General features: G+C 55.6%; 17 protein-coding genes and 2 CRISPR repeat arrays (1 of these 19 only partly in view). All 17 genes read right to left on the reverse strand.

The window, feature by feature from the left end; translation table 11 throughout:
* Positions 1 to 258: 258 nt before the first annotated feature.
* A complete protein-coding gene (locus tag D3261_RS02795; RefSeq protein WP_120068605.1) occupies positions 259 to 1197 on the reverse strand; it encodes a UbiA family prenyltransferase in 939 nt (312 codons plus the stop codon).
* Positions 1198 to 1742: 545 nt separating this feature from the next.
* The gene (locus D3261_RS19575; RefSeq protein WP_147464891.1) at positions 1743 to 2012 is read right to left on the reverse strand and encodes a hypothetical protein; all 270 of its coding nucleotides are present in this window, start codon (positions 2010 to 2012) and stop codon (positions 1743 to 1745) included.
* The gene (locus D3261_RS19580) at positions 2009 to 2191 is read right to left on the reverse strand and encodes a hypothetical protein (protein ID WP_147464892.1); all 183 of its coding nucleotides are present in this window, start codon (positions 2189 to 2191) and stop codon (positions 2009 to 2011) included. The genes D3261_RS19575 and D3261_RS19580 overlap by 4 nt, the downstream gene beginning before the upstream one ends.
* Positions 2192 to 2867: 676 nt before the next feature.
* Positions 2868 to 3389 (reverse strand): ArsR family transcriptional regulator, encoded by a 522-nt coding sequence (locus D3261_RS02805; RefSeq protein ID WP_120068611.1) that lies wholly within the window; start codon positions 3387 to 3389, stop codon positions 2868 to 2870.
* 782 nt (positions 3390 to 4171) lie between these two features.
* The gene (locus tag D3261_RS02810; RefSeq protein WP_120068614.1) at positions 4172 to 4660 is read right to left on the reverse strand and encodes a hypothetical protein; all 489 of its coding nucleotides are present in this window, start codon (positions 4658 to 4660) and stop codon (positions 4172 to 4174) included.
* A gap of 9 nt (positions 4661 to 4669) precedes the next feature.
* Positions 4670 to 4972, reverse strand: coding sequence for a ribbon-helix-helix protein, CopG family (locus D3261_RS02815; protein ID WP_120068617.1), 303 nt, complete (start codon positions 4970 to 4972; stop codon positions 4670 to 4672).
* Between the two features lie 1079 nt (positions 4973 to 6051).
* A complete protein-coding gene (locus D3261_RS02820) occupies positions 6052 to 6444 on the reverse strand; it encodes a PIN domain-containing protein (protein WP_120068619.1) in 393 nt (130 codons plus the stop codon).
* On the reverse strand, positions 6441 to 6683 hold the full coding sequence (locus tag D3261_RS02825; RefSeq protein WP_120068622.1) for an antitoxin VapB family protein: 243 nt from the start codon (positions 6681 to 6683) through the stop codon (positions 6441 to 6443). The genes D3261_RS02820 and D3261_RS02825 overlap by 4 nt, the downstream gene beginning before the upstream one ends.
* 709 nt (positions 6684 to 7392) lie before the next feature.
* On the reverse strand, positions 7393 to 7671 hold the full coding sequence (locus tag D3261_RS02830) for a hypothetical protein (protein WP_120068625.1): 279 nt from the start codon (positions 7669 to 7671) through the stop codon (positions 7393 to 7395).
* A 299-nt stretch (positions 7672 to 7970) separates the two neighbouring features.
* A CRISPR array of direct repeats spans positions 7971 to 9116; the repeat unit is 30 nt; unit sequence GCTTCAACCCCACAAGGGTTCGTCTGAAAC.
* Between the two features lie 98 nt (positions 9117 to 9214).
* Positions 9215 to 9475 carry a CRISPR-associated endonuclease Cas2 gene (gene cas2, locus D3261_RS02835; RefSeq protein ID WP_120068628.1) on the reverse strand — a complete coding sequence of 87 codons (261 nt, stop codon included), beginning with the start codon at positions 9473 to 9475 and terminating at the stop codon, positions 9215 to 9217.
* 4 nt (positions 9476 to 9479) lie between these two features.
* The gene (gene cas1b / locus D3261_RS02840) at positions 9480 to 10472 is read right to left on the reverse strand and encodes a type I-B CRISPR-associated endonuclease Cas1b (RefSeq protein ID WP_120068631.1); all 993 of its coding nucleotides are present in this window, start codon (positions 10470 to 10472) and stop codon (positions 9480 to 9482) included.
* Position 10473: 1 nt separating this feature from the next.
* Complete coding sequence (locus D3261_RS02845) at positions 10474 to 11049, reverse strand: CRISPR-associated protein Cas4 (protein WP_120068634.1); 576 nt, start codon at positions 11047 to 11049, stop codon at positions 10474 to 10476.
* Positions 11046 to 13619 carry a CRISPR-associated endonuclease Cas3'' gene (locus tag D3261_RS02850; protein WP_120068636.1) on the reverse strand — a complete coding sequence of 858 codons (2574 nt, stop codon included), beginning with the start codon at positions 13617 to 13619 and terminating at the stop codon, positions 11046 to 11048. The genes D3261_RS02845 and D3261_RS02850 overlap by 4 nt, the downstream gene beginning before the upstream one ends.
* Complete coding sequence (cas5b, locus tag D3261_RS02855) at positions 13619 to 14416, reverse strand: type I-B CRISPR-associated protein Cas5b (protein WP_120068639.1); 798 nt, start codon at positions 14414 to 14416, stop codon at positions 13619 to 13621. Before cas5b ends, D3261_RS02850 begins: the two co-directional genes overlap by 1 nt.
* A 2-nt stretch (positions 14417 to 14418) precedes the next feature.
* Positions 14419 to 15522, reverse strand: coding sequence for a type I-B CRISPR-associated protein Cas7/Csh2 (cas7b, locus tag D3261_RS02860; RefSeq protein ID WP_120068642.1), 1104 nt, complete (start codon positions 15520 to 15522; stop codon positions 14419 to 14421).
* Positions 15519 to 17630 (reverse strand): type I-B CRISPR-associated protein Cas8b/Csh1, encoded by a 2112-nt coding sequence (cas8b, locus tag D3261_RS02865; protein WP_120068644.1) that lies wholly within the window; start codon positions 17628 to 17630, stop codon positions 15519 to 15521. The genes cas7b and cas8b overlap by 4 nt, the downstream gene beginning before the upstream one ends.
* Positions 17617 to 18432 carry a CRISPR-associated endoribonuclease Cas6 gene (gene cas6, locus D3261_RS02870; protein WP_120068646.1) on the reverse strand — a complete coding sequence of 272 codons (816 nt, stop codon included), beginning with the start codon at positions 18430 to 18432 and terminating at the stop codon, positions 17617 to 17619. The genes cas8b and cas6 overlap by 14 nt, the downstream gene beginning before the upstream one ends.
* A gap of 690 nt (positions 18433 to 19122) precedes the next feature.
* Positions 19123 to 19693: a CRISPR direct-repeat array (repeat unit 30 nt; unit sequence GCTTCAACCCAACGAGGGTTCGTCTGTAAC); it runs 501 nt beyond the window's last position.

Genomic DNA, 19693 nt, shown 5'->3' on the forward strand with positions numbered 1-19693 from the left:
ATTGGCGCGGTGGCCACCAGGTAGAACTTACGCGCTCAGCAATAGAAATTTCAGAGCTTTGGATGATACTCACTTGGCAATCAACGTCGCACCCATCTAAAATAATCAGAAATGCAGTTCCTCGGGAGTTCATGTTTATTATGAATTTGTGAATGATGCTGCCCATGACATTCTCTCAAGATGTGAAACTACATCACTGTGGAATAAATCTCTCAGAATCTCACAAAAATACCGTCCAATAGTGTGTACTCTCAGGTATCATTGAAGAAAGAGATCCATTGCCAATGTCGCATTTTGAATTAGTGCCCATATTCCAATGGAGAACCATCTTGAGATGAGATATGATTTTACTTGCTCTCTTTCGCCATGAGTCCAAGAAGCTATGGTAGCATATCCGAATGACAGAATAGCGAGGACTCCTGCGCTGAGGTAGGCCCCAAATGCGGCGAGAACGATTGTAGAGATCGTTGTAGCTAAACCCGCAAGCCACATCGACTGAGTAGCTCCAATCTCCTGTGTGAACGTTGAAATCCCATGCTGTCGATCATAGTACGTATCTGCCGCTTGATGTGCAACATGATAACCGAAAGCGTACAGACCCACTGCAACTAGAATTCCCCACTGTTGCATCGAGCTGACCCCCCTACCGGCTACTAGCATGAAGAATAGCCAGATACATGCCATGTCAACAGCAGTGGTGGTGAGATGGTTAGAAATGCCACGTTCTTTAATTCGTGGCGGATAAGTGTATATGAATCCAAAAACACACAGTAAGGTTCCTACCGAAAGTATTCTTATGTCACCGGTTAATTTCGTGATCCAGCCCCATAGCATCATTGCTCCAATCACAGACACAACGAGAAATGTCGCGGCACTATCGATACCAACACGCGCGAGTGCTGCGGGAATGCGCGACTTTGATGGATTGCTCCTATCTAAATGTCGGTCATGAATTACGTCTGCCAATGATGCTTGTACTTTTGAAAGCATGACTGCTATGAATCCTACAGCTAATAACCAGCAATTTGCAACAATCGTAGATAATTCTACAGCTTTAGTGGCGAGACCACCGGCCACACCGAGATATGCAATATTATAGCCCAATGTTTCTGGTAGACGACCAATAGCTGCGATGTCGCTTACGAAGCCTAAGTGGAAGTCAATTTTCGTCTCTGACGCCTCATTAGACGAACTCATGAAAGCTCGTTATTGAGATATGATAATCATATCAACTCTAACGAAATCAGTCAGTGATGACGATTTTCTCAGCGTTGAGCTATATCACTGGACGGAAACTGTCTATCACGGGAGTGAGTAGGTGCGCCCGCGGCCCTCCCCGTGCTTTTCGATCGAGTTGTAGTGAGCGAGTTTGGTGAGATGGCTCCGAACTGTGCGCTCTGCTCGTGGCTCCGCCACGCGCTCGTTATACTCTGCGTAGAGCAGATTTGGTGCGACCCCATTGTTTTCGCGAATGCCTGGGAGCACTCGCGCAATCGGTGGAATACTTGCAGGCTGAAAAAGAAGTATGGAGAGAACGACTTTGTAAATAAGAAGAATATCACCGGACGGAAAGCTTACTGCCTAAATCCAGAATACAAGGATGAATTGCACGACGCACTTCGTTGGAGCACTTACAACAGTGAGAGGGGGCTACCGTAGTTGGTACTCAGCATCAAGGGAGAGCGACAGCAATATGCTCTATGCCGATCTGAGACCCACAATCCACGGACTTGTTCTCTCGCTCACTCATCTTTCCTGCGAGCGACCCAAAGAGAAGATCCGCATCGGCGTTCGGTGTACTCCTCGATCATAACCCCACCATCGAGTGGGGAGTCGTCCCTGAGTTTCGGGAGGTAGGACCCAACGAGGGATGCTGAAAGGTCGCCATCTTCGTCCGTGAGGTCGGAAGCACGAAAGTACCGATGGTTGTTGCCGTGTGGGTTGTCGCTTATGAAACGCCTGAGCGCGCTCTCGACCCGCTCACGATTGCTTTCAGTTTGCCTCGCGCTCATATTCTGCTGGTCTTCTCGCGGCGCTCTCGGTCGGCTGCACGGAGCTCGTCGAGACACGGCCCACAGATACGTCCGTTCTCTGGAACGATGTTCTCACACTGCTCATAGCGGATGCACGCCCCGTCAGGGGTTGCCTCGTTCCCGCCGTACGCCGCGAGGTCTGATTGGTCCGCGCTCACGGATCAGCTCGCCTCCTCATCGCTGGCATCACTTCTCTGACCTGGTTCGGTGGTCACTAAATCTCTTGTAATGAGTTTGAAGGCGAGTATTCGGTCACCGGCCCTCACCGTCGACTTAGTCGGGTTCTCCGGATTAGTGGTTCGACATCGGGGAATCCGGAATTTTCTCCAGTACTTTACATGGTAGCGTCACTCGGTACTTGATCATGGAGCCCGTGGGAAACTCGTCTGGACGAAAAACTCACACCTTGGAATCGAGAAACGCCAGCACCTCCCAGACGACTCGACTGGGATTCATTGATGAGAACGTCTGTGGCTCATACGAGTACTCAGCGCTCGCCATCTCGCGTTCTTGGTAATGCCCCCACCCCTCAACGTGTGGAGTCGGTTCATGGTGCCATCCGAGATCTCGTCCGGTTTCGTCGGCATAATGGAACGAGAACTCTGGGGGTGCCTGAGGTGTTTCGCCGGCGAACCATCGCACTGTGAGCGTCGCTTCTGAACGGTTCTCGCTGAGTTGGTGGGGGTCCAATTCTGCGACAACGCAAGTATGTGTCTCTGATGGAAATCCTTGCGCCGTCAAAATCATCGGATGACGTTCGAGTTCGCGTCTGATGCCCCGGAGAGCACGGTGAGAGGCTGCTGCTGAATCGTACGAATCAACTCCATCCATCGCCTACGCCAGAGCTCTCGTGTCTCGGGTGTACGTGGCGTAATTCTCGATCGCATCCTCAACGATCGACAGACGATAGACAACGAGCTCCCAGTCGCTTGCAGCAGTCCGAATCTCTCTGGTCTGGTCAGCGTGTTCGGCTTTCGCTGCCTGTTCACGAAGACCTTGGGGTGACGTCACATCGAAGTTCGCTTCCCAGTCCATGATTTGCTCCAGTAGCTCCTCTTTGAGTTCGATGAGACCCTCATGGTCGTACTCGTCGAGGAGTTCACGGATGGTCTGCGCTCGCTGATACAGCGGATCGAGAGCATAGAGGCTTGTCCCGTCGCGATCGAACTCTACTAAGATGTGCATATCTGTGAGCCGGGTGAGGTGAGTACGCGCCGTATTCTCCGCAACAAGAGCCTCATCAGCTATCTCCGACGCGGAGCGGGGCTGGGAGGCGGTTTCGATGACTGACCGTACTCGGTCGAACGCGCTCGTATGCTCTTTCCACGCCTTGGCACCCGGTGCCTCTTTTCCCATACCCGTCCTTTCGAACTGGAAATCAATAAAAGCATCTGCAAGTCAAACATTTGCACTTCTGGTCCTCGTCCCGAGAGAGTGACAGCCCTTCTGAGGAGAGCAGGTCGAAGGGTTTTCTTTCAATCACTGGGGAGAGTCTCCACTTGGGTCAGTGTCTCTCTATAGCTTCTAGCAGGGGGTTTACCGTTTAATAGAGCGCTCAGAACGTATCTATTTAGTGAATGAAATTCACTGGAGACTTATTGAGTTTCATTCGACCGACTGGAATTGACCGCAGGCTTGGCGCTGCTCGTGCTGCTCGGGGGACAAACGTCATCGAGAGCATTTCGAACGCCCCGTTACTGATGAATGGACGAGCGAAATACTGCAAAACCAATATCCCCTCCCCTATACTAGAGTCAAGCTTATGACTACCGAGAGTCAGTCTCTTGTATGACTGAACGTGGCGAGTGCCGCCTTCTAACCACACGGACACGGATATCGCTGTTGAGGATGATTTCTGGACAGACGAAGCGAGCTCATCGAGCGCTTGAATAGATGCCGAACGATCTGACGAGTACCTAATTGTAGTCACAATAGAACGCATATATCTCAACAATAGGAGTTGAGGCAACTGTCTAACCCATATAGGTATTCATGAATGAATTCATTTAGACAGTCTCATGGATCGCAATGGGTCGCTGAAATTGGGTCTGTCTAAGAGGTACCTCACACGATACAACAAAGAGGCATACTATACTGACGCCATCGATGACGAGCCAACTACGTGGCACCGGCTCGATTCAGTCGAACAGTCGCATAGCACGCCGATAGATTGGCCTGCCAAGCCAGTCGCGGGCGTCAGCTAACTCTTCAATCCGCTCTCTGGCATTTTCATCGGTGAGTTCACCGCGCTTCACCAACGCTTTGTGAACGATCGGTGGGAGCGCTACTTGTGCCTCAACGAGTTGCTGGAGTTCCGGTAACGCTCTAAGGTCGTCTGTAATCAGGAACCCCGCATTCAGCTCCCGAGTAAGCGAGACGCATGTTGCTTCCCCGCTATCGATACGCGACGACTCGAAATCAGCATCTCCGGTGGCATGAACCGTCATCTGCTCCTTTTGACTCAGGACTTCCGTAGCAGCCTTCCCGTGAACATCGTCGTACTCCGCCGTCTTCTTTAGCTCCTCAATTACGGTATCGGTCGTGTGCACGTCGAACTCATCGAGAACTAATCGAAGTGAGTCGGCCGTCGCGAGCGTGATGAGGGCGCTGGTATCCGCGACGATCATGCTACGGCCTCACAATTTGGCGAGTTCGTCAGCGAGGTCGTGACCCTGCTCAAGCACGTTCTTCGAAGCGCGAACGGACTCGGCATCCTGCCGCCCGATAAACTGTTTCAACGTCTCGAACCCGATTTCGCTCTCGAGATAGAGTTCGACGACGGCTTCCTTGAATCGCTCATCGTCCTCTACTTCTTGCAGGTACTGTTGTAGCGTGTCTCTGACGATGTCGGTTCGGGTCTTGTGAGTGGCTTCTGCTGCGACGTCTGCCTTCTCGATCAAATCGTTCGGCAATCGGAAATTGACCTTGGTTGTTCCCATGCCACTCACCTGTATGTACGGTGTACCTACACGGCTAAACGGTTATTCCTGCTTTGAGCATCCCTCTCGAATCACGTGGGACTATTTGAACGGTATTTGAGACAGTGCTGCCAATATCTTACCAAACATAATAGTGTGTTTCGAGCTCTATTGTTTGGTAAGACTGCACAGAATAGGATCGCCCACTCCGATATATGTTTGCATATATGGAATATTACATGGATACCTAATGCCCTTGATGAGGGCCCTAAGCCAGAGAAATGCACATCAACAGGTGAAGACGCGGTCGTCTATTGCGTGCTGGATCTCACCTTGAGTGAGGCCTTGATCGGTGCAAGACTCTACAGTGATCCAGCAGTGGGAGCGGGATCCCTCACACGAGCTGAACCAATCGCGTGGTTGCTGACTCTCAAGTGTTCTTACTACCGCGACTTCTTACCTAACATCAGAACGGAGATTCCGACTCGGTGTTAGGTAAGACGCTTCGAAGCCTGTGAAACCGGTAGGGTAATGCCGTGAGAAAATTCCGGGCTTGATGAGATGTCGCTGCTCACTACACGGTAACCCGTGACACACTTCCAGCGCGCCAGTGAATAATTCGTTCACCGATTTTGGAGGCAATGTAATAGGCTGGAAGGACGGTAGCGAACGCCAGCAACGGGTGTATAAATCCCGTTATCGAGAACGTGAGTCCGGCGAAAACGAGCGGGCCGTAGAAGCTAAGAGTAGTGTGTCTCTGAGGCTTCTGATAAGGTTTGTGTGGCCAAGACATTTCGCGCTGTCTTGAATTACCTTGTACTCTGACGTGAGTTGATCAGTGATATATGGCGATCTTGAGAGCGTGGATGTCACTCAAGAGCGTGATCGTATATCCGGCCGTGTGAAAGCCACCTCAACTATCACTACCTTCGGCTCCGGGATACTACACTGTCCGAACTCGACACCGGCACAAGTGCAAAGGCGTTCGCAGAGTTCGACCCCCGTAATCAAGACAAGCGCTTGAGTCGTCTCCACTTACCACAATTTGCGTGGTAAGGGACGCCCTCGATCACTTCTTTGCCGGAACCGTGACCGATTGCTCAGTAGTCACGAATTAATAGGCCATCAAACCGCTCGAAGTGGTCGATATTGCGTGTCACTACCGGTTCCTCAAATCCAAGCGCGGTGGCAGCAATCAAACAGTCATCGAGTTCGACTGCCTTGCCTGCGTTTTGCTGCTCACCATAGAGCCGTCCACCACGCAACGCAATCGATCGAGTTACCGGCACGATCTCTTTAGATGCGGTCACATCCACGACCTCTGTGTGCTCATCAAGCGGAACAGATGCACGAGGAACCCCGGCTTGGAGTTCGGCCATAGTGATCGCGGAGACCCGTACCTGTTCAGGGGAATCCTCGATAGTACGCGCACACGAAATCGCGTCCGGATCGCCGTGACGAAGATCGAGTAGAAACGAGGTGTCGAGAATCACGGCTCATCGACGAGCTCTCGATGTGTCTCCTCAGCGGACCGAGAGAGACTCGCACCCGCATCAGCTACCGCTTTTTCATACTCGTCATCGGCTGCACCTGTGCCTACAATTTCCAGCAGTGAACGCTCACCTGCTAATCGTTCTACAACATCGCTGAAGCTCTCTCCGTCGCGCTTCTTTGCACTGAGGCGCTCGTATGCGGTTTCACTGAGAGCCACGGTCTTTGTATTCGTTCCCATACATACAGATAGCTGTGCTAAATCTATAAGCCTTTGTGTCCACTATTCACTATATCAAAATGATACGATTGCAATGATCTGCTATTGTAGCAGCAACCTCGTGCATTCCCTGCCTTCAACTGGGAATGCGGTGGCAACGCCGAGAAGGCTATTGCCGTACAGGGGTCTTCTTCAGCCGGGGCAATAGGCTAACGCCTGATGCTGACGGCTGGTGTTCGTGTGTTGCTCTGAGCGATGCGAGAAGGCGCTGTGAGCGCCGTTGCGCTCGCGGTGGTCCTTGGGAGTGGAGTTATTCTGCGAAAGCCCGCGCAGGGCGCTGTGGGCGCGAGCAGGACCGTGGAGGTGGGTGGGGACGTTTGGAGGTGTTCTGGCCTTGGAAGTGAGGAATAGTATTGACGGGTAACTGGTACACATCTCAGGGGTTGTCTTGGGCTCTTTCCGTCTACCAGTAAAGCAGCTGTCGTGGACGAAGATGGGCGATACCTTCTCAACTAGTATGAGTCCGCCGGATCGTATCGGCTCTGACTATCGGATGGCCACGTTGACCGCCGAAAGACCAACTGAGCCAGAACGCCAGCGCAGCAATGCGAGAGGAAGGTTGTTGGAAGGGTGAAACGGACGTCTGATCTCGATGAAGGTAGTTGTACAGGACGATTCAGAGAGTCAGCGCTCGTAGATGATCACACCAGAGGTGTTTGAAGTGGGTCTTTCAGCGAGCTTTGTCACCCTTGCGCCGTTCAAAGCCTGTAATGTACACTGCAATCGAGACGACGCCGATGAGGATCGCCAGCGGTGTATTCGAGGTGTTTTCGAGAATAGTGATGCCGAACCCTGTCACGACGGCTATACTCCCGATTAGCGGGACTGGGTTTTCCTTGATGGTGTCCTCTTTGATTGTCGTATAGATTATCCCGAGAGCGCCCCCGACCGCGAGAAGAATGAGCAGAGGAAGTACTGGTGGTCCACCAGGAATGCTGCTTTCCGGCATGAGGCTTCTTTTCTCAGTTTTGTTATCAATCTTTTAGCCTGTAGAGTATATCTGGGTCTTCCTTAGCGCCTCTGTAGTGTTATTGAAAGACGGCGGGGCCGATAACGGCGATTAATACTGCTTTCGTTCGCGGTCCCGGATTCTTGGAGGGATCGAGGTACGGTGGCCGCCGCATTCTTACCTAACATCTGAGTCGATACGCTGTTCTAATGTTTGGTAAGAGGTGGACGGTGGCGACGGAGGGTATTTCCTGAGTCGTTAGTGCCGGCCAACCAGCGTGATCACGAGTTGCTCGCGCTGCTTCAACCCCACAAGGGTTCGTCTGAAACCGGGGTCCTCGGGTTCGTCATAGCCCGGTTGGTCGGGGCTTCAACCCCACAAGGGTTCGTCTGAAACCGCGGGCTGGACAGCTTTCAGACCAACAGCAGCGAGGCTTCAACCCCACAAGGGTTCGTCTGAAACCGCCAGTCCCGCCACGGATGTAAGACGTACCCCCAGCTTCAACCCCACAAGGGTTCGTCTGAAACTATTCACCGTCGAGACCACACGGCTCCGCGCTTGATTGCTTCAACCCCACAAGGGTTCGTCTGAAACCCGCGCGGTGGCTTGAGGGATGACCTCAAATAGAGTGGCTTCAACCCCACAAGGGTTCGTCTGAAACACGGATAGTCTTCCGGTCCAACGCGTAGGTCCATGCTTCAACCCCACAAGGGTTCGTCTGAAACCGTTGGGGTCCTCGTGCGTGCATAGGCCTACCTCCCGCTTCAACCCCACAAGGGTTCGTCTGAAACCGTTTGCCCCGAGTGCGGCGAACAGTTCACGATCCGCTGGCTTCAACCCCACAAGGGTTCGTCTGAAACACGGCGTTGGCGATTAGCGGGATGAATTGTTGGCCGCTTCAACCCCACAAGGGTTCGTCTGAAACACGGCGTCGACCGCGAAGGGCGCTTCCGATTCGGGCTTCAACCCCACAAGGGTTCGTCTGAAACCATCCGGCTCCGACGCCTTCTTGAGTTCATCCTCCGCGCTTCAACCCCACAAGGGTTCGTCTGAAACCGTTTGAGGAGGGAGAGGACCCACACACCGACGGCTTCAACCCCACAAGGGTTCGTCTGAAACGCCGTAATAGACTTTTACATGAGGTCGATTGATTGGGCTTCAACCCCACAAGGGTTCGTCTGAAACGAGTTGTTCCGGTCCCCAAGTCGGATGACCGAATGCTTCAACCCCACAAGGGTTCGTCTGAAACTCGACTCGTTCTCGCCGGCGACGATCGAGTTCGGGGCTTCAACCCCACAAGGGTTCGTCTGAAACAGTGAGAGCGCCACGCACAAATAGCTTACCCACCGGCTTCAACCCCACAAGGGTTCGTCTGAAACGAGGACCCCCACGCCGAGATAATGCTCGCCCTATCCGCTTCAACCCCACAAGGGTTCGTCTGAAACCATGTCCGATATTGCGGACATACGTGCCGTAGTGGCCGTTCACAGTATAGTTCTTCGGTCGACCCTGAATAGCTGATTTACCCCTGGGGGTCGACTGCTCAGAGAAAACGATTATCCTCAGTTGGGTCCTGTCCGTAGACCGTCCGGTTCAAGAGGCTATCCGAGGAGAGTTCGTAGACTATAACCGACTCACCAGGCACGAGAACATCCTCTATCTCGCCACGCAACTGTTGGAGGTCTCCCTCCGATATCTCGCCTTCAAGTACGGAGTTCTGGACGTGGGTGAGATATCGTCGTCCAAGTTTGAGCATCAGCTGGGTCCGGTGGGCCTCCATATCGTAGACGAGGACGACGTACACGCTACTACCACCACCGCTCGAACGGTTCGTAGGCCTCGCCAGTCAGAAGGTGCTTTTTCAGCTTGTACGCTTCCAAACGGAGCAGATACTGATAGCTCACCTTTCGGTCAAGCGCGGGATGCTGGACGGTACGTTCAAGTGCCTCCTCGAACGCTTTCGAGTAGGTCTTTCGCCCGCTGTCAGTGAGGAGACAGGCCCCCAATTCGGTCTCGAAGTCGTTCGTGGTGAGCTGTCGCCGGTTCACGAGGCGGAACGTGACGCGGTCGGTAAGCAACGGTTTAAATAGATCGGCAAGATCGAGCGAGAGCGAGTACCGTCGTTCGCCGGGTTCGTGGAGGAAACTCACCGCGGGGTCGAGCGCGGTGGCCCGGATCGCCGACACGCAGTTCGCATACACCAGTGAATTGCCGAACGAGAGCAGACTGTTCACCTCGTTAGGGGGCGGGTTGTACTCTCGACTCCCCATCTCGAATTCTTCGTCAAGGATGCGATCGAAGGTGTCGTAGTAGGCCTTTCTGGCCGTTGCCTCGAAACCCATGAGTTCCGGAACGTCACTCGCTTCCGAAACCCGTTCACGAACTTCATCAAGACGGTTGAGCGTCGGTCCGAACTCGTCACGGCGACCATCGTAATACGCGACGTTCGCACGCATATTGTGGATACTCCCCCGGACAAACGATGCGGCGATCTCCTGACGGTGGTCGGCATCCTGGTATGCATCGACCTGTGCGACGAGGGTTTGGCCCGATGTTTGACCGCGTTCTGGCATCACCGATCCCGAGTAGTAGTCGTGCCAGCCGAAGACGTGGGCCGCGACGCCGTTGTCGTTGAGAAAGCCGACGAGTTCGGTGTTGAAGTCCACCTGTCCGTGCAGATAGACCGCCTCGGCGTTCTCGATCGGGATGTGTTTTTTCTCGTTGTCCTCGGTGACGAGCCGCAGGGATTCTTCGCGCCGTTCCAGCCGTCCGTTCGAGAACACGTGATAGTTTCTATCCATTTTAACACCAGCAGAAGTCGTGGTAGGCACACGATGGGCAGAATGGTTTCTCCTTGGCAGATGGCGGCGTATCGCTTGTGACGACCGCATGGATCCCGCGAATCGATTCCTCAACGCGTTCGGCGAGGTCGTCGGTGAGCACCACCGACTCACGTTTTCGCTCGCGAGGATGGGCAAGCACGCCCTCACGCTGGATGTCGGCTACTCTGTCGAGATACCAGAGGTAGTAAGCAAGTTGCATCCGTGCGGGCTCAACGAGTTTCGAGGAGGGTTTGACCTCCACCACGCGACCATCTTCCAGCAGGTCAAGCGCAATCATCCCGAGATGCTTGCTCTCGCGACCGCCATAGGCGGTGTCGTCGACTCGCGTGCCGCGGACGACCGCTGCGTTCTCACGGTCGATCTCGAGGTGGCGACTAACGAACCATAGCTCGCGCTCACAGGCGTGGTAGTACTGCATCATCACCCCTGTTACCCTGAATGGGGTCTCGGTGGTGTCGTCCCTGGCGGTGGCGAGAAGACGTTCGACTGGGTCGTCAACGGCTGCCGGGTTTTCGTGAACTGGTTCTTCGGTCATAGGAACAGGTGGTCAACGGTGTTCTCAGGAACGACGAACCCAGTAGTACCGTCGAAGTGCGATGCGTACTGACGAGCGTCGAGTTCATACAGGCCGTTCTCTTCGATTATGACCGGAAGGTCGCCGATCGCATCGGCGGTTTGGCTATCCTCGCGATAGTACGGCACCGAGACACGGAGCGGTTTCGTCTTATTGAGCAACCGACGGAGTTCTTCGAACTCGTAAGTGTGATTCGCTTCCCGAACTTGCTCGGCAAGTTTTCGCTCCACATCCGTCCGACAGACCAACACGTCGGCTGCGTGCCGTTGGTCGATGAGCGATAGTCGGCCGAGTTCGTCCGCTCTCGCGTTGTCGACATAATTGGCATAGGTCTGCTTCCCAACGTCCTTCTCCTCGTGAAGTCGTTCGTAGTACCGCTCGACGGCAGTTCGAGCGACATCGGTCTCGGAGAGCGATCCGTCGTCAGCGCGAACAGCATCAAGCGTGCTCGCCGCGACCGGGAGCAACGACACCCCTCGATTGTAGACGGCTTCTGCAGGCGTCTTCACTTGGTTGCCCGGCGAATCGAGCCACCAGACTGTGACTCGACCCCGGTCGCTCTCGAACGAGCGGTTACACCGCCCCGCCGACTGGACGATGCTGTCCATCGGCGCAAGGTCTCGGTACACCCGGTCGAAACTGATATCGACGCCTGCCTCGATAAGTTGGGTCGAAACTGTGACGAGTGGGTAGCCACGTTGGGTAAGTCGTTTGGCGGTCTCGATCAGCGTCAGCCGATCGGCGGGCCGGAGCCGTGTCGAGAGGTGGAGTAGGGCATCGTTCCCCCGTTCGACTACGCGGCCGACGAGTACTCCTGGGTCGACCGAATCCACATCGCCAACGGCGGCGAGTTCGTCGGCGTAGATGTCACCGATATCGACCCCTGTGAATTCGGTGACGCGTTCGGTGAGTTCGCGGGCGCTGTCGATGGTGTTGCAGACTGCAAGTGCCGACTCATTCGATTCGAGCGAATCACGGAGCGCGTCGGCCGCGCCGTCGTATGATTTCGGGTCAGTTTGGTCATCGATGTAACGCTCGGCCGAGGTATCGAGTTCATACTGGACCCGCTCGACTCCAAAATAGCTGCTGGGGTCGTCGACGAGTTCGTATGCTCCATCGAACAGTTCGGGCTGGGTCGCCGTCATGGCTATCACGGTCACATCGTATTGCTCGGTCAAGATCTCCACAAGTCGAGGCACGAGCTTCCACCAATCGAGCGGAAGGCTCTGCGGTTCGTCGAGAACTACTACACTATCTCTAAGTGCCGGGAGCTTCATCGATTGGGTGTTTCTTGGCCCTGCGAGGCTCTCGAAGAACTGGACGAACGTCGTCACCGTCAGCCCTGAACGCCACGCCTCCGCGAGCATCGCGCCCACGTTGTCGTCGAGGTCGGCCTCCTCGTCGTCTTTCTCTTGGATGACTGTCTCCGCGAGATGGTGGTGGGCGGTGAGTAGCCGGCCAGCCGTGTTGGTGTCGTAGATCGTCTCGATCTCGTCGACCACTTGATCGATGATACTCGTAAACGGCAGCGCGTAGACCACTCTCTCGCCGCCGAGCCGGTCGCGGAGGTCGAACGCCGCCGAAAGCCCGGTGAGCGTCTTTCCCATTCCGGTAGGCAGGGTCAGCGTCGCAACGTTGCTGTCCTCGTTGGCGAACACCTCGGTATTGTTGAGCACCGACGTGCGGGCGCGCGATCGGTGGTAATTGAGCTGCTCGGCGCGCGTTCCATCGGGGTTGGCACTCGCCCCATCCTCGATATCGGCGATGTACTCGTTGAGCCGGTCAGTGGATGGCGATTCGGCCGCGTAGGTCTCGGGACCTTTGTCCGCACCCGCCGCACTCGTCTTGTCCGCGAGCACGAGGCTACTCCAACACTGGAGGACGAGGCTATAGCACGATTCGGAGAGCGCATCGACGTTCGGCTGTTCATCGAGGACGACGTGATCCGCTATACGTTCAACGAGTGAGTCGTCGACAAGGGATTGAGCAAATGCCGTCCAGTTATCTCCGTCGCCGGTTGCTTTTTCGAAGACAGTTCTCGCGACAGCCTGTGCTTCGTCGTGGATGTTTTTTGCCTGATGAGCGACGAGGTCGAGGGACTTGTCGTCACCTTTGAGGCTCCCTTCCGTCCGTCCCGCGACGTACTTGAGCATGTGGGGAAGCTGGCCGTGGTGTTTCGCGACCGCGACGAATCCGGCGATGCAGGTTTCCGCCTCGAACCCACCGCGTTCGAGCACGGCGAACGCGGCGAACGACCCGAGTGGGGAATGATGGCGCTTCTCCTCTTGCCTTGGATTCCGGCGGTCGTCGTCGATGTACTGCTGAAACCACTCCGTCGCCTTCCCGAGGTCGTGAACGAGTGCGAGCCGACGAACGATCTCGTGAAGCGATTCGCCGCTTGGGGTGGTTGCGTCCGTGGACACGAGGTGGTCGATCCTTCCCGCGACGTCTTCGAGATGGCTGACGAGTTTGACCGGCGGCTGATCGCCTTCGGGAGGATGAGAGTAGCGTTCGTTCGGGTCGAGAGCCATTAGACAAATACCACCGTGCGACCGTCCACGGTATTCGTCTCCACATTCTTCACCCGCAGGGCCTCCGCATCGGGATTGTAAACGTACGAGGTGAACGCCGTAGTTGTTCGTCCCCCCGAGTCAGCTTCCATGAATCCCGGTGATTCCTCGACTTGGCACCGCGAGTCAGGTTCGGGAACGACATTTTCGACCGCGTTCGGAACTGCCGAATCGACGGAGATTATCTCCTCAGTTGGTCCGTCTTGGATCTCGAATTCGCCGTGATATTCGAGTTCGGCGAGATGTTCGGAGAGCCCGAGACTCGGAACGTAGTGTGATTTTCCGGCCGCAAGCGTCTCCCGTAGTTCGTGATATTTCCCTTCGTCACGGAGCGCGATGTCGATCCGATACGCTGGGTCGACGAGAACCTCGTAGTTGTGCTGTTGGCGAAGGTGAGTCGGGTTCGGGAACTTCACCGTGAGTTTCCCCCGTGAGTTGACGGAAGTGAGGTCGCTATCCGCCGTCGAGAGTGTGTTCATCGGCATATTCAGCGTCCGAATCTGTGAAACTGGCTGGATGGCGATCCGAGAACCATTGGGACCGAACAGGTCGTAGTAGCCATCGCGCTCGATACCGAGAACGGCGGCCAACAGCCCAGCAACCGTTGTCCGAGGAATGATTCGATAGGTCTGCTTGACGACGTTACCCTCGACACGCCGAAAGTGTCCCCACGGGCCACGGATCGTCACCGAGAGACACCGCTCCGGCGACCACGCCACCTCTTCGTCGGTTGGTTCAGGGGGCGATTCCTGGCCCATCGTCACTCCGTCTCGTCGACGTCGTTTTCCGGGAGCGTTTTCGGGTACTCCCCATACACGTCGATGAATTCGACAGCCGCCTCACCCACGGCGTCGTTGAGTGCATCGTAGAGTAGTTTCGGCCCGCCAAGTTCGCCTTCGTGGGTGAACTGGAGTACGTCGCTGGCGACGACACGAATCCGTTCGATCTGGTCGCTCGCCCCGTTGAGCCGCTCGACGAATCCGTCGATATCGACCGCAAGATCACGAACGTTCCGAAGTTCGTTGTCGGGTTTCGATTCATCCTCATCGAGCGCGAGATCCTTGTCGAGACCACCGAGATGGAAACTCTCCTCAGCGTACTCGACGCGACAGTAGAGTCGAGGTTCTTGGCCAACTTTGCTCCGGCTGATGGTCTGGTTCTTCAACGCGCGCCAGCAGAGCGTATCGAGACGTTCGACATCCGTTGGCGTGAGCTTCGTGTCTTCGGCCCCGTGTTCGTCGACGATCCCGTGGAATCGGATCAGGCCGTATTGGATGCGGTTGTCGGCGAGGTCGAAGCCACCCTGTTCTTTCTCACTCTGTGTCGCGATGACGCTCGTGAGACTGTCGTACTCCTCGTTCTCGTTGACCGCGTGCATCGATTTCCCCGGCGAGAACTGCACCGGGCCAGTGAAGTGGTTCGGCAGTGCGTCCTCGACATCGCCGAGCGTATCGTCGGCATCGATGCTCATCGTCGCCCCGAAGTAGCGCACGTCGGCACTCTCGTCGAGGAACTCCCCGAACGCCATTTCGGCGAGTTCGGGGTGCTCAATATCATCGATCCCGTTCTTCTCGATGTAGGCGACGGTGTCCTTCACGCACGCTGAAAGGAGCTGTTCGCGCGTCTGTGCATACCCATCGTCCCCCATCGCGTTTCGGATGTAAATGCCATGACCGTCGTCGTCGAGTTGATCACGGAGGTAACGCTTCAGTCGAACGTCGGTGACGATCGCCTGGTCGGTCTGGGGGTCGATTCGTGGTCGGTTCGAGCCACTGAGCGGGTTGCCGTTCGGGTTCGCGTCGACTGCATCGTAGAGAAAGACGATCTCGGAACGATGCTTGACGGGGTCGGGGTCTGTCGTCATTGTGCAACCTCCTCGATCTCGGTGGGTTCATCCTCGACATCGCCCTCCGTGATCGGCCGGTCGTTCATTCCATATGTTACCCCGAGCGCGTAGTAGAATCGAAGGTCGTTCTTGTCGAGGTCCCAGTCATCCGGGTCGGGATTGAGGATCGTTTCGCGAAGTCGGTCGACGATGTAATCGAACTTTGTTCCCGGGTACCGCTGTCCACCACGTTTTTTCTCCTCCCTCGTGTAAGTCAGCGTCTTCTCGATCGCATCCTGAGCGACCTTCTTGATCCGGTTCGTGGACACTGATTTGACCGGGAACTGGTCGACGAGCGTCGTCGAGCGTCCCTCGTGCCACTCTTGGTAGTTCCCGACGGCACCGACAAGCGCACCGAGCAAGAATGCGCCACAGCGCTGGTCGTTTTCGAGTGCCGGTGTGTTTTCGATGAACGCTTCGAGGTTCTGTTCGCCTGCGAATCCGCCGTCCGTGATGGTGAGGTTCTCTCGTGATGTCATGGTTCGTGGTTCGTACGTCGGTGGTTCGGCTATCAGTCGTTGCTGCTCGTTCGGTGCGAGGAAGTCCCCGTGAGCGCACGCGAGCGCGCACAGCTGTGCGTACTGGGACGCGACCCGAAACGCGGGGAATCGTTCGTCCGACCCTTCTTCGATGAGTCGTTCGACGTAGCCATCGAGGAGCATCGAGACTGGGATCGGAGTTCCGCTGAGCACGTCTACGAGCGCCTCGATCCGGATGTCGTCAGCACTCGCATCATCGTCACCCGTCGGGAGTGTCTGGGCGAAATACCAACCCGACGCAACCGCGCCCAGTGGACCCTCGTCGTTTAGCAAATCCCATCTTTCGCTCGTCGGCAGCGCCGCGCTCCAGTCGTCGTCATCTAGGAACGCCGCGGTCCGAAGCACGTCGACGTGCGACCGCGCGAGTTCGGCCGGGTACTGTATCCGACCGTTCAACGTCTCGCCGAAGACGTCGTACCGCGACATCTGGTGCGGCATGACTGCCGAAATATAAAATCGAAGACTGTTCTCGTCGATCGCCAATTCCACCCGATCCCGGTATGCTTTTTCGATCGGCGTAACGTTGCTCTCGTCGCTGTTTTCGGCTAAGTAGAGCATATCGTACAGCTTTCGGGTGGTTTTCGGGGACGGTCGCCCGAAGAAGTAGGGGAGACAATACACCTTCGCGCCGAAGGTCCGGTAGGTACACGCCTCGACGAACGTCTCGGCGTTCATCACTGTCACTGCGGCGTCCTCGGAGATCGGGTGGGTTCGCCACGCCTCTTCAATGTCGAGGCCAGGGTACTTCTCCAACTGCTTGCCGAGGAAGTAATTCTGTGGGTCCTCTGACGTGCCAACCGTTCGCGCCGGCTGTCCCGTTACAAGGTCCGTTGCCTCCCCTGAGGAGTTCTTCGCCTTGTTCTTTGTGACGAGTTTGGAAAGTTTCCGCTGGCGCATTGCCTTGGAGAACACGTCGAGGTCGCCAGGCCACAGGTACTTGCCGCCCTCGTCGAGTCGCACTTTCACCGTGAGCAACGCGGTCGCTGACTCGCCACCGAGCTTGGTGGTGAGTGTGTCCTCGATCTCGCCAAGTGCGCCCTCATCTTCGCCAAGCTCCGCGAGCGCGTCGATAACCCAGTCGTGCTCGTGGTCCTCGGTCGCCTCCTGAACCACGTCGTCCGTCGCCCACTTTGTGAGTCGTTCTTGTGCATAGCGGGCGAGCTTCTCCGGATCGCTGTTCTTGCCTGCTTGGTGGGTGATACTATGATCGATACCGCGCGCAGCCGGGTACTTGCAGTGTCCTACTTTCTGTACAAGTTCATCGCTGTACCTCGTTACCGACACCGGATCGAGGTCGTCGGCGAGCCTGGGTTCCTCACCCGAGAGGTCAACGCGGACGACGATGAGGCTCTGGTCGGTGTCGAGAAGGTCATCAGCCGCGTCGGGTGTGAGATACGGTGCGTACTCGCCACCACCCGTCGTCGCGAGTGTGTAGAGCTTGCCATAGAGGTACTGAATGTCTCGCAATGACCCGATCGGCGAATCGGGGAGCTCCTCTGCGAGCTTTTCCTCAGGGTACTTCTCGCGGAACTCCTCAGGCGAAAGCATCCTCACCCTCCAGTTCGCTTTCGCCAGGCCGGGTGCGCTCGGTGATGTTGAGGAAGCCGAACCCCAGAGCATTGCGCTCGCCGATACCACAGTCCAGCGCGAGGTTCAGATGCCGGCGATGGTCGTCATCCCGAACCGTGTACCCGAGCTTCCACTTGCTCACGACGTAGGTCATCCGCTGGCCCTCGGTCACGTCGACCGGCAGCGCGTAGGTTTTGAGTAGGTCGTACTCATCGAACAATTCGCTACCGGTCTCGCTCGGTCCCGGCAGGTATTCCGGTGCGAACAACCCATGCTTACGGTCCAGGTTCGCCACGACCTGTTTTCGGAACGGCTCCATCGTGTATTCTGGTCGCCAGAACGTCGCCGAATCACCGTGGTCAGCCTCAATGCCATAATTCTCGCGCTGCCACGGTGGAATGCGTACTAGTACGCCAGTTCCGGATTCAAGCGTGCCGCGGGTTCCCGGTTCGCCCACATCGGGCGCGAGCGCGTTGACTTCTTCGACAGTAAATGACATTTCACCAACATTTAACTCGCGATGGGCTTTGAGGTCGCGAGCAATATGCGTTAGTAGCTCCTCGTCGGGTGAAGCCGTCAGTAGCCACCGCTGGTCGCCTTCACGCATATCATACGGTGGAAAAATGAGACTGAAGCAGAACCCTGGTGGTTCGTCTGCATCGTGGCGATCATCGTAGTCAGTGCCATCGAGTGCGCCCCAGAGCCGTCCCTGAAGCTTCGAGTGGTGGGCATTATCGTAGGCCGCGTCGGAACGTGCGGATAGTTCCGTCAGTAGACGCATTTCATCCCTGCACTATTGTGTTCGGAATCTGACCACACAGAACCTACCCATTCGAGGGTTGCTAATAATTGTTCGGGTGTCGGAGAAAAGATTATTCTGGCTCCAACGGAGGTTCGGCTGAAACAGTGTGTTGGCATACACATACTCATCCAGAAGAGGGCTTCAACCGCATTCTTGCGTTCTGCTGAAACATTTTCGAAGTGTGTATGCCTATTGAGGCCCTATTTGGTTTCGCGTCCGTAAGGACGTTTGTGAACGGTCCTACTCCGTTGTGCCCAGGGTCCGAACCAACCATCTGTGGTGGTTGGTTCCCGTGGGCAGGTGGTTATATGCGATCCATATTACCTACAATAGCTGGGAGCTATTTAACCTTTCCCTCTACTGGAGGAGTAAGTGTATTTACTTAACTCCTCCTTCTTAATGACGTATTATTCACTTTTTCCACCAGGTATTATTCAACCAGCGAATTCGAGCAATCATACGGGCAACCAGTTGTCGTCTCAACCTTGTGAATATTAATTTAGGACCGATGACCTAGCGATTTCATTGCATACGACGGCTTCAAGCCTACGAAGATCCTTCTGAAACCTCGTCACTCGTCTGGACAGAGACGTACTCCACTGGATGTTTCAATTCCACAATGGCTTAACTGAAAATTGAGGACTGTCTCGCGTTCTTGCTTGTCGTCGGGCTTCAACCCAACGAGGGTTCGTCTGTAACGGTCTTAGCTTAATAGGCGAGAGCCTACCGTAGTGCTTCAACCCAACGAGGGTTCGTCTGTAACGACGCGCTCGATCGAGAGGGCGACTCCCTCTCCCGGCTTCAACCCAACGAGGGTTCGTCTGTAACGATCTCCATCACGTTCTTCGGATGTTCGCCGTAGTCGCTTCAACCCAACGAGGGTTCGTCTGTAACCGGCGAGACGCTGAAACTCCCGCATCCGGAGCCGCCGGCTTCAACCCAACGAGGGTTCGTCTGTAACAATAGGTATCTCGTCACCTTTCGAGAGTTCGTCGCTTCAACCCAACGAGGGTTCGTCTGTAACTATCGTACCACGGTAATCGACTCTCGTCGTATATCTGCTTCAACCCAACGAGGGTTCGTCTGTAACCGGGGAGCAGCATCATGTCTCGGCCGTTTTCGAGCACGCTTCAACCCAACGAGGGTTCGTCTGTAACTCGGCGTACCAGTACCGAGAGCGTCCGGGCACGGGCTTCAACCCAACGAGGGTTCGTCTGTAACGCGTGACGATAACGTACGT

The sequence above is a fragment of the Halococcus sp. IIIV-5B genome, assembly GCF_003602035.1.
GTDB classification, from domain to species: domain Archaea; phylum Halobacteriota; class Halobacteria; order Halobacteriales; family Halococcaceae; genus Halococcus; species Halococcus salsus.